Here is a 12,352-nt window from a genome sequence, read left to right on the forward strand (position 1 = left end):
AATAAAGGGCGCAGAGCTTCTCCTCTCCCCGCGGGCGGGGAGAGGGCCTGGGGATCGAAGATCCCACCCGCCGTTCAGGAGACACGGCAAGCGGAGGCGAAGCCGGAGCGAGGGTGAGGGGGTGGTGCCGGAGGAGGCTCATCCTGCACCACCCCCTCACCCTCGCGGCGAACCTACGGTTCGCAGCTCCCCGAGCCCCTTCGGAGCTCAGGCCTCTCCCCGCCCGCGGGGAGAGGGGGAAACCCGCGCTTTGTCCCTATCCCGCACCGCTCCGCCCTGAGCCGGCGTAGCTCTCGCCTCCGTGATTGCGCGCGCTCCACCCCTCTCCGCCACGATCCCATCCGCGAAACGCCGCTTGCACCCTTGGTATTCCTCACATAAAGATATCTTTATGTTTCGCATCGGAGGCGAGGAGCCCTACGATATGACCGCCACCGTCCCCTTCGCCGACGCCCTGGGCGTGCTGCGCGCCGCGGCGGAGGAGACGCGCCTGCGCATCCTGGTGCTGCTCGGCGACGGTGAGCTGTCGGTCTCGGACCTCACCGACATCCTGGGCCAGTCCCAGCCGCGGATCTCCCGCCACCTCAAGCTCCTGGTCGAGGCCGGGCTGGTGGTGCGCCACCGCGAGGGCGCCTGGGCGTTCTTCCGCCTGCGCGAGGGCGTGGCGGGCCTGGTTGCGCCGCTCATCGCCGCCCTCGACGGTACGGCGCCGCCGCTCTCCGAGGACCGGGCCCGGCTCCAGGCGGTGCGGGCGCAGCGCGCCGACGCCGCCCAGACGTTCTTCGCCCGGCTGGCGCCGCAATGGGACCGGGTGCGCTCGCTCCATGTGCCGGAGGCCACCGTCGAGGCGGCGGTGCTCGACGCGCTCGGGAGCGGGCCGATCGGCAGCCTCGTCGATCTCGGCACCGGCACCGGCCGGATGCTCGGGCTGCTGGCCCCCCGGGCCGCGAAGGCGACCGGGCTCGACGCCAACCACGCCATGTTGTCGGTCGCCCGCGCCAACCTGGAGCGCCAGGGCCTGACCCGGATCGACCTGCGCCAGGGCGACATCCACGCGCCGCCCTTCGGCCGGGCGAGCTTCGACCTCGTGCTGATCCACCAAGTGCTGCACTACCTCGACGATCCGGCCCGGGCGCTGCGCGAGGCCGCGCGCCTCGTCGCGCCCGGCGGTCGCCTCCTCGTCGTCGATTTCGCGCCCCACAGCCTGGAATTCCTGCGGGCCGACGAGGCCCATCGCCGCCTCGGCTTCGCCGCCGAGCAGGTGTCGGGCTGGCTGTCCGAGGCCGGGCTCGCCGACGTGCGGCTGCGCCACCTCGCGCCCTCCGGGGGCGCGGAGCACCAGCTCACCGTGACGCTCTGGCTCGCCCATCACGTGCAGGCGGCCTCTGGGATGCCCGACCGCGCCGTCGCCTGAAGATCCGCCATCACCCTTTCGCCGAGGCCGCCGATGTACCCCACCGCCTTCCGCCCGAGCCGCGAGAGCCGCCGCCCGATCCGGGTCTCGTTCGAGTTCTTCCCGCCCAAGACCCCCGAGATGGAGGCGACCCTGTGGTCGTCGATCGAGCGCCTGGCGCCGCTCGGCCCCAGCTTCGTCTCGGTGACCTACGGCGCCGGCGGCTCGACCCGCGAGCGCACCCACAACACCGTGTCGCGCTTGGTGCGCGAGACCGAGCTGAAGCCCGCCGCCCACCTCACCTGCGTGGCCGCCACCAAGGGCGAGGTCGACGACGTGGTGCGCGCCTACCACGAGGCCGGCGTGCGCCACATCGTGGCCCTGCGCGGCGACCCGGCGGACGGTGTCGGCACCGCCTACACGGCGCATCCGGGCGGCTACGAGCGTTCCTGCGATCTCGTCGCCGGCATCAAGCGCATCGGCGACTTCGAGGTCTCGGTCTCGGCCTATCCGGAGCGCCACCCCGAGGCCGGCTCCCTCGACCAGGACCTCGACGCGCTGAAGGCCAAGGTCGATTGCGGCGCCGACCGCGCCATCAGCCAGTTCTTCTTCGACAACGACCTGTTCTTCCGCTACCTCGACCGGGTGCAGTCGCGGGGGATCGACATCCCGATCATCCCCGGCATCCTGCCGGTGCAGAACTTCAAGCAGGCCGCGAACTTCGCCCGCCGCACCGGCGCCTCGGTGCCGGACTGGCTCGCCGCCCGCTTCGAGGGGCTGGAGGACGACGTCGCCACCCGCAAGCTGGTGGCCGCGGCGGTCGCCGCCGAGCAGGTGCTGGACCTCGTCGACCGCGGCGTCACCGACTTCCACTTCTACACCATGAACCGCGCCGACCTCGTCTACGCGATCTGCCACTTGCTGGGCTTGCGGGCCGCGCCGGCGGCGGCGGAGAAGGCGGCGGCCTGATCCCCCCGGCTCTCGACATCGCTGACAGTCTTCCGGGCCGCATGACGCGGCCCGGACCGATTCCATACCTCGACCGACCCGCTGGAACCCCATCCCGATGACCGATTTCCGCCCCGCCGACGGTGCCGACATCCTGACCGCCCTGCGCCGGCGCGCGGCGGAGAAAATCCTCGTCCTCGACGGGGCGATGGGCACGGTGATCCAGCGCCTCGGCCTCACCGAGGCGGATTTCCGCAGCGAGCGCTTCCGGGATCACGCCCACGACCAGAAGGGCAACAACGACCTCCTGATCCTCAGTCAGCCGGACGCGATCCGGCAGATCCACCTCGACTACTTCCTGGCCGGCGCCGACGTCGTCGAGACCAACACCTTCTCGGGCACCACGATCGCTCAAGGAGATTACGGCATGGAAGCCGTGATCCACGAGCTGAACGCGCAGGGCGCGCGGCTCGCCCGCGAGGCGGCGGCTCTCGCCGAGAAGCAGGACGGACGGCGCCGCTTCGTCGCCGGCGCCATCGGCCCGACGAACCGCACCCTGTCGATCTCGCCGGACGTCAACAATCCCGGCTACCGCGCCGTGACCTTCGACCAGGTCCGCGAGGCCTATGCCGAGCAGGTCCGCGGCCTGATCGCCGGCGGCGCCGAGCTGATCCTGATCGAGACGGTGTTCGACACGCTGAACGCCAAGGCCGCGGTGGCGGCGTCCTGGCAGGTCTTCGAGGAGACCGGCATTCGCCTGCCGATCATGATCTCGGGCACCATCACCGACCTCTCGGGCCGCACCCTGTCGGGCCAGACCCCGACCGCCTTCTGGCATTCCTTACGCCACGCAGACCCTCTGACCTTCGGCCTCAACTGCGCGCTCGGCGCCCGCGAGATGCGCGCGCATATCGACGAGCTCTCGCGCACCTGCGACACGCTGGTCTGCGCCTATCCGAATGCCGGCCTGCCGAACGAGTTCGGCCTCTACGACGAGAGCCCGGAGGCGATGGCCAAGCTCGTCGGCGAGTTCGCCGAGAGCGGCCTCGTCAACATGGTCGGCGGCTGCTGCGGCACCACGCCGGACCACATCCGGGCCATCGCCGAAGCGGTGGCCGGCAAGGCGCCGCGCCGGGTGCCGAGCGTGAAGCCCCTGATGCGCCTTTCGGGCCTCGAGCCGTTCACGCTGACGCCCGAGATCCCGTTCGTGAACGTCGGCGAGCGCACCAACGTCACCGGCTCGGCGCGCTTCCGCAAGCTCGTCACCAACGGCGACTACGCCGCCGCGCTGGATGTGGCCCGCGATCAGGTCGCCGCCGGCGCCCAGATCATCGACGTCAACATGGACGAGGGCCTGCTCGATTCGCAGAAGGCCATGGTCGAGTTCCTCAACCTCGTCGCCGCCGAGCCCGACATCGCCCGGGTGCCGGTGATGATCGATTCCTCGAAGTTCCCGGTCATCGAGGCCGGCCTCAAATGCGTGCAGGGCAAGGCGATCGTGAACTCGATCTCCCTCAAGGAGGGGGAGGAGAAGTTCATCCACGAGGCCAGGATCTGCCGCTCCTACGGCGCCGCCGTGGTGGTGATGGCCTTCGACGAGCAGGGCCAGGCCGATTCGCTGGAGCGCAAGGTCGCGATCTGCACCCGCGCCTACGAGGTGCTGACGAAGAAGGTCGGCTTTCCCCCCGAGGACATCATCTTCGATCCCAACGTCTTCGCGGTGGCGACCGGGATCGAGGAGCATGACGGCTACGGCGTCGCCTTCATCGAGGCGGCGCGGATCATCCGCGAGACCCTGCCCCACGCCCACATCTCGGGCGGCATCTCGAACCTGTCCTTCGCCTTCCGCGGCAACGAGCCGGTGCGCGAGGCGATGCACGCGGTGTTCCTGTACCATGCGATCAAGGTCGGCATGGATATGGGCATCGTGAATGCCAGCCAGCTCGCGGTCTACGACGAGCTGCCGGCGGAGCTGCGCGAGCTGTGCGAGGACGTGGTCCTCAACCGCCGCAAGGACTCGACCGAGCGCCTGCTCGACGCCGCCGCCCGCTTCAAGGAAGGCGGCGGGCAGGCGCGCGACAAGACCGCCGACCTCGCCTGGCGCGAGGCGCCGGTCGAGAAGCGCCTGGAGCACGCGCTCGTCAACGGCATCACCGAGTACATCGAGGCCGATACCGAGGAGGCGCGCGCCGCGGCCGCCCGTCCGCTCCACGTCATCGAGGGCCCGCTGATGGCCGGCATGAACGTGGTCGGCGACCTGTTCGGGGCGGGCAAGATGTTCCTGCCGCAGGTGGTGAAGTCGGCCCGCGTGATGAAGCAGGCGGTGGCCTACCTGATGCCGTTCATGGAGGCGGAGAAGGCGGCCAATGGCGGCGTCGGCGGGCGGCAATCCGCCGGCAAGGTGCTGATGGCGACCGTGAAGGGCGACGTCCACGACATCGGCAAGAACATCGTCGGCGTCGTGCTGGCCTGCAACAACTACGAGATCATCGATCTCGGCGTGATGGTGCCGGCAGCCAAGATCCTGGATACGGCGCGCAAGGAGAACGTCGACATCGTCGGGCTGTCGGGCCTCATCACGCCGTCGCTCGACGAGATGGTCCACGTCGCGGCCGAGATGGAGCGCGAGGGCTTCGACGTGCCGCTGCTCATCGGCGGCGCGACGACGAGCCGGGTCCACACCGCGGTGAAGATCCACCCGGCCTACGCCAAGGGCCAGGCGGTCTACGTGACCGATGCCAGCCGCGCCGTCGGCGTGGTCTCGAACCTGCTCTCGCCGGACTCGAAGGGCAAGACGATCGAGGCGGTGCGCGCCGAGTACAAGCGCGTCGCCGACGCCCATGCCCGCTCGGAGGCCGACAAGCAGCGCCTGGCCCTCACACGAGCGCGCGCCAACGCCTTCAAAGCCGACTGGTCGGCCTACACGCCGGTCAAGCCGACCTTCACCGGCACGCGGGTCTTTCGCAGCTACGAGGTGGCGGAGCTCGTCCCCTACATCGACTGGACGCCGTTCCTACAGACCTACGAGTTCAAGGGCCGCTATCCGGCGATCCTCGACGAACCCGAGCAGGGGCCGGCCGCCCGCGCCCTGTTCGAGGACGCGCAGGCCATGCTGCGCCAGATCGTCGAGGAGCGCTGGTTCAACCCGAAGGCGGTGATCGGCTTCTGGCCGGCCAACGCGGTCGGCGACGACATCCGGCTGTTCACCGGCGAGAGCCGGACCGAGACGCTGGCCACCTTCCACGGCCTGCGCCAGCAGCTCTCGAAGCGCGACGGGCGCCCCAATACCTGCCTGTCGGACTTCGTGGCGCCCGCCGAAACCGGGCTCCCCGACCATGTCGGCGGCTTCGTGGTCACGGCGGGGCTGGAGGAGGTGCGGATCGCCGAGCGCTTCGAGCGCCAGAACGACGATTACAAGTCGATCCTGGTCAAGGCGCTGGCCGACCGCATCGCCGAGGCCTTCGCCGAGCGGATGCACGAGCGGGTGCGCCGGGAATTCTGGGCCTACGCAGCCGACGAAGCCTACTCGCCGGCCGAACTCGTCACCGAGCCCTATGCCGGCATCCGCCCGGCCCCTGGCTACCCGGCCCAGCCCGACCACACCGAGAAGGTCACGCTGTTCGACCTGCTCCAGGCCGAGCGGCGCATCGGCGTGAAGCTCACCGAATCCTACGCGATGTGGCCGGGCTCCTCGGTCTCGGGCCTCTACCTCGCCCATCCGGACGCGCATTACTTCGGCGTCGCCAAGGTCGAGCGCGACCAGGTCGAGGATTACGCCGCCCGCAAGGGGATGGACGTGGCCGAGGTCGAGCGCTGGCTCGGGCCGGTGCTGAACTACGATACGGCGCGCTATCGCGTGGCGGCGGAGTAGGGGCATTTGCCTCAGGGGGGCGTCGGACATGATGGGCCGCAACCCCGGAGGTGCGCATGGTCGAGCCCGACAAGCCGGCGTCGGGACGCTGGGATTGGCTTCAGGAGCGAGTGCAATCGCTCGATGATGACGTCGAGGCGGCCTTGGACGAGCCGGTCGAGATGCCGGTAGACATCCCGGGGAACTGGGATTGGCTCCGGGATCTCGTCGGCCCGCTGGACGACGACTTCGTGCAAGCCGCGACCGCGCAGCCGTCGCTGCCGGCTGACGAGGCAGTGGAGGAGGACGAGCCCACCTCCTGACCCGGGCTTGACCGCCGCGCCCGCCCCGGCTCAAAGCTTGGGCTCGAGGGCGCCGATGGGATCGGGCGGGAAGGATCGGGGATGCGGACAGGACCAGGGAGGCTCGCCCTCGTCGCCGTGGCGGGCGCCGTCGCGGCGGCGGCCGGCTGCACCGAGTTCTCCTACATCTCGAAGACCTATGTCGGCCTGCCGCCCCAGGTCGTGACGATCGGCTGCAACGACCCCTACGAGGTCTACGACCAGCGCCAGCAGCGCAAGGTCCTGATCGTCTCGAACAGCCTGCGGGAGATCGCCGGCTGCGGCCTGGAGGGCAAGGACCCGGCGCTGACCCGCCGGCGCCGCTTCTCGGAGGCGGCCGCGACCTACCTCAAGGAGACGGCGCGGGAGACCTGCACCATCGTCGGCGAGACGGTGTTCACCGACCTGCAGACCGAGTTCGTCTATTCCTGCGCCGAGCCGATCGAGAAGCCCGGCACCAAGGTGCCGCGCCTGCCCGGCCGGTACTGACGGCTCGCGCCGCCGGCGATCACGCCTCGTCGGCGAGCGGCGGGTGCGGGAAGGTGCGCTCGGCGGCGTCGCCGGCCGCGGCCAGCATGGCCCGGGCGAAGTGGCGCGCCTCGGCCCGGTCGAGGGCGATCGCCGCCGTGACCGGCGCGCCGTCGAGGTCGGCGAGGTCCAGTTCGAGCCGCACGCCCGCCTCGGTCGGCGTCACCCGCAGGGTCCAGTCTCGGTCGCTCATCCGTCCGCATCAGCTCTGTGGGCCATCGGGACCCGTCCCGGCCCTATAGACCAATTTCCGGACAGGTCGATGGGTTCGCCGCGGTTGACGCTGCGGCCGCCGCCGTGGTCGACCCGCGCCGGGATCCGAACCGAGGAATCGAACCATGAGCGAGATCATCTTCCGCACCGGCGAGGCCACGGTGCTGGCGGCCGAGGGCCAGTACACCGACGCGATGCCCGAGGTGCTGATCGGCTCGGTGCGCGGCCCGGTCGGCCAGGCCTTCGCCTCGATGATGGGCCAGGTCCAGGGCCACACCCGGATGTTCGTGGTGCGCGACCTCAACCAGCTCGTCCGCCCCGCCACGATGATGACCACCAAGGCGACGATCCACACCGCGGAATACGTCGAATTGCTCGGCGGCGTGGTCCAGGCCGCCACGGGTGATGCCATCGTCGACTGCATCATCGAGGGCATCCTGCCCCGCGACGGGCTCGACGAGCTGTGCATGATCATCATGATCTGGCTCGACCCGCGCTGCCCCGAGGATCCGAACCTCGACCGCAAGGACCTCTACCGCACCAACTACGAGGCGACGAAGCTCGCCATCGCCCGGGCGCTGAAGGGCGAGCCGACGATCGACGAGCTGATCGCCAACCGGCACACCGTGCGGCACTACGCCCTCGAGGGCGTGCTCGACGACGAGGCCTGACAGGGGCGATCCGGCGGGTGCCTGCGTAGTTGACCGCAGCTTGGCGGCACCCCAAGGTGCGGCGCCCGCCGATCCGGTTTTTTCTCGAGCGCGGGCCCGTCCGTCACGCCTCTGGGGCTAGCCGATGCGTCCTCTCCGCGCTGCGTTGATCCTGTCCGCGGTCCTGCCCGCCTGCGCCCTCCTGTCCGGCGCGGGCCTCGCACAGCCGCAGCCCGCGGGCTCGCGCGCCGCCCCGGCGGGGCAATCCGCCATCACGGTCTGGGATGCCCGGATCGAGGCCGGCGACCTCACCGTGTCGGGCAGCGTCGGCAAGGCCGGGGTGGTGGTCACCCTCGACGACGACATCCCGGTCACCTCCGACAAGCGCGGGCGCTTCACCCTGAAGGTGCCCTACGTGCCGCAGAACTGCGTCGCGACGCTCAAGGCCGGCGAGGCCTCCCGCGAGATCGCGATCGCCAATTGCGGCGCCACCGGCGCGCCGGGGGCGAAGGGCGAGCCGGGCCCGACCGGGCCGCAGGGCGTCGCCGGCCTCGCCGGGCCGGCGGGCCCGAAGGGCGATATGGGTCCCAAGGGTGACATGGGTCCCAAGGGTGACGCCGGCCCCAAGGGGGAGGCAGGCCCCAAGGGCGAGGCAGGTGCGAAGGGCGCGGCGGGCGCGCGGGGCGAGGCCGGGCCGAAGGGCGAGCAGGGGCCGGCCGGCCCGCAGGGTCCGGCTGGAGCCCCGGGTCAGGCCGGATCGCAGGCCATGGCCCCGACGGGGGCTTCGCCGTTCCGGATGCTGCGCACCGACGGCTGCGCCAAGCCGCATTGCGAGCTCGTCTGCGACGAGGGCGAGACCTTCGTGTCGTCCTACTGCCTGCGCGGCGGCAACCCCACCTTCACCCGTCGCGAGAGCGGCGAGGCGGTGGCGATGTGCCCGCCCGACAGCTCCGGCATGGTCGGGTTCTGCGCGAAGCTCTGATCGATCCGTCGGCATTCTCTACCGGATCGACAGCCTCACCGTCGTCCTGGGTTCCGCTTCGCGGCCCCGGGGTGACGCCGCGAGGCGTCGTCCGGACCCATCGGTGATCCGTACCCAGGATACGAGGATGCGTCAGCGCTCGGCCAGCCAGTCCAGCGCGCCGGCGGCGGCCGCCCGGCCGCTGGCGAAGCTCGCCTGGAGCAGGTAGCCGCCGGTCGGCGCTTCCCAGTCCAGCATCTCGCCGGCCAGGAACGTGCCGGGGCGTGCCCGCAGCATGAACCGCGCGTCGAGGTCCGCGAAGGCGACGCCGCCGGCGCTCGAGATCGCCCGCGCGATCGGCTGCAGGCCGGTGAGCCGCAGCGGCACCGCCTTGATCAGCGCGGCGAGCGCCCCGGGATCCGCCGGCAGGTCGCGCACCGCCTCGCGCAGCAGTCCGGCGGCCGGCGGGGAGAGGCCCGCGGCCTTGCGCAGCACGGTCGCGCGGGATTCCTTCGGCCGCGCCCCGGCGAGGCGGCGGGCGAGCGACGCCACGTCGAGGTCCGGCCGCAGGTCGACGCGCACCACCGCCTCGCCCGCCGCCTCGATCGCCTCGCGGATCGGTCGCGACAGGGCGTAGACCGCCCCGCCCTCGATCCCGTCGCGGGTGATCACCGCCTCGCCCCGCACCGTCTCGGACCCGAGGCCGAGGGCGATCCGCTTGAGCGGCGCGCCGGCGAAGCGCTCGGCGAAGAGGGGCGACCACGCGGCCGTGAAGCCCGCATTGGCCGGTCGGAACGGGCGTACCGCCACTCCCTCGGCCGCCAGCACCGGCACCCAGGCGCCGTCCGAGCCGAGGCGCGGCCAGCTCGCACCGCCGAGCGCCAGCACAGCCGCGTCCACCCGCAGGCTCTCGGGGCCGGCCTCGCCCGCGAGGCTCAGCGCCCCGTCCGCGTCCCAGCCGGTCCAGCGGGTGCGGGTGCGCAGGGTCACGCCGGACTGGGCCAGGCGCGCGAGCCAGGCCCGCAGCAGCGGCGAGGCCTTGAAGGCCTCGGGAAACACCCGGCCGCTCGATCCGACGAAGGTCGGCTGGTCGAGCCCCGCGCACCAGTCGCGCAGGGCCTGCGGCGAAAATGTCCGGATCGCCGCGTCGAGACGCGGTTCGGCCGGGGCGTAGCGGGCCAGGAACCGCTCCAGCGGCTCGCTGTGGGTCAGGTTGAGGCCGCCGCGCCCGGCGATCAGCAGCTTGCGGGCGGGGGAGGGCATCCGCTCGATCACCGTGACCGCCAGCCCGGCCGCAGCCAGGACCTCGGCCGCCGCGAGGCCCGCCGGCCCGCCGCCGATCACCGCCGCGCGGGCCGCATTCCCCGGGCCGCGCGCACCACCATCGATCTCGCTCATGGGACGCCCCAAGGCCGTGCCCCGGCGGCCCTGTCAACCTGCCGTATCGGCAGCACGGAGAAAATAAGTGCGGGGGGGCCGGCCCGGCCTGCCCTTGATCCGCCGCCATCGGGGACATAAGTCCGCTTCATCGGCTGCGGGCCCCTCTGGCGAGCTGCGCTTTTTGCGCTCGTGATGTCGGAGCCGATGCTTTCCTCCTTGAAGCATCACGGTCCCGCGATGGTCGATTTCCTGTACATGACGTGGCTCGGCAAGCCCGTGTGGATGTGGCTGGGTTTCCACGCCGTCATCTTCATCCTGCTCGCCCTCGATCTCGGCCTCCTGCACCGCGACAAGAGCCGCGAGATCGGCGTGAAGGAGAGCCTGCTCCTCACCGCCTTCTACCTCACCCTCGGCCTCCTCTTCGGCGGCTGGGTCTGGTGGTACATCGGCCCGCAGGCGGGCCAGGAATACCTCGCCGGCCTCGTGGTCGAGAAGTCGCTGTCGATGGACAACGTCTTCGTCATCGCGGTGATCTTCGGCTATCTCGGCATTCCCCGCAACGCGCAGCATCGCGTCCTGCTCTGGGGCATCCTGGCGGCGATCGTGCTGCGCGGCCTGATGATCGGGCTCGGCGCCGCCTTGGTCCACCAGGCCGAGTGGGTGCTGACGATCTTCGCCGCCTTCCTGATCTATGCCGGCGTCAAGATGCTGGTCTCGGGCGACGAGGAGGAGGGCGAGAACAAGTCCGCCGACCGCTTCACCGGCTTCATGCGCAAGCACATGCGGGTGACCGACGAGCTCGACGGCCAGAACTTCACCACCCGCCGGCCGGACCCGAAGACCGGCAAGCCGGTGCTGTGGCTGACCCCGCTCGCCATGGCGCTGGTGCTGGTTAACGGCGCCGACGTGATCTTCGCCGTCGACAGCGTGCCGGCGATCTTCGCCATCACCACCGACACCTATGTGGTCTACACCTCGAACATCTTCGCGATCCTGGGGCTGCGCGCGCTCTACTTCGCGCTCGCCGCGATGGTCGACCGCTTCGCCTACCTCAAGACCGCACTGGCCCTGATCCTGATCTTCATCGGCCTCAAGATCGTGATCGCCGACACCTTCGAGCTGATCGAGATCCAGCCCTGGGTGGCGCTGGTGGTGACGGTGGTCCTGCTCGCGGGCGGCGTGATCTACAGCCTGTGGCGCACCCGCGGCGCGGCGGAAGCACCGGTCGCCGTACCGCCGCAGGCCCATGCCGAGACGCCGCGCGAGCGGCTCGGCAGCAGCCACGGGTGAGCATCGAGGGGGCGCCCGCGAGCGCCCCCTTTCTTGCGTCACGCCGGCTTTCCCGCCAGCAGGTCGCGCAGGGTCGTGATGGTCGAGGCGTCGGCCACCCCGTCGACCTGGGCGGGGCGGAAGTGGCGCTGGAAGGCGGCCACCACGGCCTTCGTCCGGGCATCGAAGGTGCCGCTCACCGGCACGTCGTAGCCGTAGAGCGCGAACATCGATTGCAGCGCCTCGATCGGCTGGCCGGCATCGCCCTGCGAGAAGAACCGCCCGTCGCGGAGCGCGGCCGGTGGCACCCAGTGGCCGATCCCGTTCCGGTGCAGGCTCTCCCAGGAAAAACTCTCGCCCGGGTCGATCTTGCGCTCGGGCGCGATGTCGGAATGCCCGAGTACCCGCTCGGCGCGGATCGGCCAGCGGCCGAGGATGTCGCGGCAGAGCGCCGTCACCGCCGCCATCTGCTCTTCCGGGAACGGTGCCACGGTGCCGTCGTCGCGGTGACCCGGATGCGCGATCTCGATCCCGATCGAGCGCGAATTCATGTCGCGCACGCCCTCCCAGGCCGAGAGGCCGGCATGCCAGGCGCGGCGGGCCTCCGGCACCATCTGCACCACCCGCCCGGCCTCCAGGACGAGGTAGTGCGACGACACCTTGGAGAGCGGGTTGCAGAGCCGCAGCAGCGCCTCTGATCCGCTCGCCATCCCGGTATAGTGCAGGATCAGCGCGTCGACCGGCAGGGTCCGCTCGTCGTGGTTGGGGGAGGGCACCACCTGGGTGGCGACCGGGCTGTCGGGGGTGAGGCTCATCAGC

Annotated in this window: 11 protein-coding genes; 8 read left to right on the forward strand and 3 right to left on the reverse strand. The window is 71.1% G+C overall.

The features are described from left to right. Nucleotides 1-424 precede the first annotated feature (424 nt). From BMX97_RS03125 to BMX97_RS03145, 5 genes are all read left to right on the forward strand, one after another. Nucleotides 425-1,414: an ArsR/SmtB family transcription factor gene (locus BMX97_RS03125; protein WP_091745342.1), complete on the forward strand. Its 990-nt coding sequence runs from the start codon at nucleotides 425-427 to the stop codon at nucleotides 1,412-1,414. A 33-nt stretch (nucleotides 1,415-1,447) separates the two neighbouring features. Next, the gene (gene metF / locus BMX97_RS03130) at nucleotides 1,448-2,362 is read left to right on the forward strand and encodes a methylenetetrahydrofolate reductase [NAD(P)H] (protein WP_091745344.1); all 915 of its coding nucleotides are present in this window, start codon (nucleotides 1,448-1,450) and stop codon (nucleotides 2,360-2,362) included. A gap of 97 nt (nucleotides 2,363-2,459) precedes the next feature. Continuing rightward, nucleotides 2,460-6,212, forward strand: a complete 3,753-nt coding sequence (gene metH / locus BMX97_RS03135) for a methionine synthase (protein WP_091745346.1) — start codon at nucleotides 2,460-2,462, stop codon at nucleotides 6,210-6,212. Nucleotides 6,213-6,268: 56 nt separating this feature from the next. Beyond that, nucleotides 6,269-6,514, forward strand: coding sequence for a hypothetical protein (locus BMX97_RS03140; RefSeq protein WP_091745348.1), 246 nt, complete (start codon nucleotides 6,269-6,271; stop codon nucleotides 6,512-6,514). 81 nt (nucleotides 6,515-6,595) lie between these two features. After that, nucleotides 6,596-7,021 (forward strand): hypothetical protein, encoded by a 426-nt coding sequence (locus BMX97_RS03145; RefSeq protein ID WP_060849808.1) that lies wholly within the window; start codon nucleotides 6,596-6,598, stop codon nucleotides 7,019-7,021. A gap of 19 nt (nucleotides 7,022-7,040) precedes the next feature. Here BMX97_RS03145 and BMX97_RS03150 read toward each other — a convergent pair whose 3' ends face one another. Further along, entirely contained in the window at nucleotides 7,041-7,253 is a 213-nt protein-coding gene (locus BMX97_RS03150) for a hypothetical protein (RefSeq protein ID WP_060849809.1), read from the reverse strand. Nucleotides 7,254-7,398: 145 nt separating this feature from the next. Here BMX97_RS03150 and BMX97_RS03155 point away from each other — a divergent pair, with 145 nt between their 5' ends. Next, on the forward strand, nucleotides 7,399-7,944 hold the full coding sequence (locus tag BMX97_RS03155; protein ID WP_091745349.1) for a formaldehyde-activating enzyme: 546 nt from the start codon (nucleotides 7,399-7,401) through the stop codon (nucleotides 7,942-7,944). Nucleotides 7,945-8,068: 124 nt separating this feature from the next. Next, complete coding sequence (locus BMX97_RS03160) at nucleotides 8,069-8,905, forward strand: collagen-like domain-containing protein (RefSeq protein WP_091745351.1); 837 nt, start codon at nucleotides 8,069-8,071, stop codon at nucleotides 8,903-8,905. Nucleotides 8,906-9,037: 132 nt separating this feature from the next. Here the strand turns inward: BMX97_RS03160 and BMX97_RS03165 are convergent, their stop codons facing one another. Beyond that, nucleotides 9,038-10,282 carry a TIGR03862 family flavoprotein gene (locus tag BMX97_RS03165; protein ID WP_091745353.1) on the reverse strand — a complete coding sequence of 415 codons (1,245 nt, stop codon included), beginning with the start codon at nucleotides 10,280-10,282 and terminating at the stop codon, nucleotides 9,038-9,040. A gap of 219 nt (nucleotides 10,283-10,501) precedes the next feature. Here BMX97_RS03165 and BMX97_RS03170 point away from each other — a divergent pair, with 219 nt between their 5' ends. Further along, nucleotides 10,502-11,554 (forward strand): TerC family protein, encoded by a 1,053-nt coding sequence (locus BMX97_RS03170; protein ID WP_091745354.1) that lies wholly within the window; start codon nucleotides 10,502-10,504, stop codon nucleotides 11,552-11,554. A gap of 38 nt (nucleotides 11,555-11,592) precedes the next feature. Here BMX97_RS03170 and BMX97_RS03175 read toward each other — a convergent pair whose 3' ends face one another. Next, nucleotides 11,593-12,348, reverse strand: coding sequence for an N-acetylmuramoyl-L-alanine amidase (locus BMX97_RS03175; protein WP_091745356.1), 756 nt, complete (start codon nucleotides 12,346-12,348; stop codon nucleotides 11,593-11,595). Nucleotides 12,349-12,352: the final 4 nt, after the last annotated feature.

The sequence above is a fragment of the Methylobacterium sp. ap11 genome, assembly GCF_900110515.1.
GTDB lineage: Bacteria > Pseudomonadota > Alphaproteobacteria > Rhizobiales > Beijerinckiaceae > Methylobacterium > Methylobacterium ajmalii.